This is a genomic window from Agromyces humi (assembly GCF_009720255.1).
Classification (GTDB): domain Bacteria; phylum Actinomycetota; class Actinomycetes; order Actinomycetales; family Microbacteriaceae; genus Agromyces; species Agromyces humi.
The window spans coordinates 1-1,045 of record NZ_WJSP02000669.1 but is presented as its reverse complement, the minus strand read 5'-3'; the positions used below and the strand labels follow the sequence as shown (position 1 = coordinate 1,045).

The 1,045-nt window shown below is 73.5% G+C and carries 1 protein-coding gene and 2 pseudogenes; all 3 read right to left on the bottom strand.

From position 1 onward, the window contains the following. A pseudogene (locus GH736_RS23390) lies at positions 1–449 on the bottom strand (N-acyl-D-aspartate/D-glutamate deacylase); the annotation flags it as partial. Between the two features lie 10 nt (positions 450–459). Continuing rightward, positions 460–801, bottom strand: coding sequence for a type III PLP-dependent enzyme domain-containing protein (locus tag GH736_RS25450; protein WP_235934660.1), 342 nt, complete (start codon positions 799–801; stop codon positions 460–462). Between the two features lie 111 nt (positions 802–912). Then, positions 913–1,045: pseudogene (locus tag GH736_RS25830) on the bottom strand (ADP-forming succinate--CoA ligase subunit beta); the annotation flags it as partial.

Genomic DNA, 1,045 nt, shown 5'->3' with positions numbered 1-1,045 from the left:
ACCAGGTAGCCGGCATTCAGGGGCGTCGTGCCGTCGTAGCCGGCGAGCAGCGCGTCGACCCCGCCGCCGCGATAGCCGGGGTGGCGGCCGTTGATCGCGGCGAAGTATTCGCCCGCGTAGGCGCCGTCGCCGGGTGCGTACGAGACGCCGTCCTGCCCGCCGATCACGGTGGTGACGCCCTGGCGCAGCAGGCCGAGCTGCACGTCGGGCTCGAACAGGAGCCCGTCGGCGTGCGAATGCGCGTCGACGAAGCCGGGCAGGAGCAGGCGTCCGTCGCCGTCGACCACGGTGTCCACGCGGGTGCGCGACGTCGTTCCGGGTGCCTCGATGCGGGCGATCCGGCCGGCCTCGACGACCACGTCGACCGTCGCATCCGGCATGCCGGAGACGGCGCCGAAGCCGGAGCCGTCGACATCGACGAGGCGCACCTCGCGGAGCAGGATCGTCATCGCGGCGGCCTCAGAAGAACGTGCGCACGAGGTCGACGACGCGGGTGCTTCCGGCGTGCTCCACGACCGGGAGCCAGCGGCGCTTGTCGAACGCGGTGCACGGGTGCGAGAGGCCGAGCGACACCACGTCGCCGATGGCGACCGGCAGCGGGGCGTCCGACCGCAGGAACGCGTGCTGGTCGTTGACGGCGGAGACGGATGCCCCGGCGAGCGGCACCTCGTCGGCGCCGAGCGCGGGCGCGACGCCGAACGGCACGGGCAGGCCCTCGTCATAGGGGAAGTCCCGCTTGCCGCCGTCGAGCAGGGCGAGACCCGGCTCGGGATGCGAGACGACGCGGGCGTAGGCGCGCATCGCGGATGCCAGCGCCGGGCGTCCGTGGGCCGTGCGGCCGGCGTCGAGCGGCGAGATGCCGTGGTAGAAGCCGTCGTCGTGCAGCAGCGAGGCGCCCGAGCGGAGGATCCATCGCGTGAGGTCGGCGCCATTCGACCGTGCCGGCGAGTACTTCTTCACCTGGGCCTTCACGACGACGACGCCGCCGAGCTTCTCGGCCGCGGCGCGGACCTCTTCTGGGGTGTCGGCCACGATGCCCGGGAGC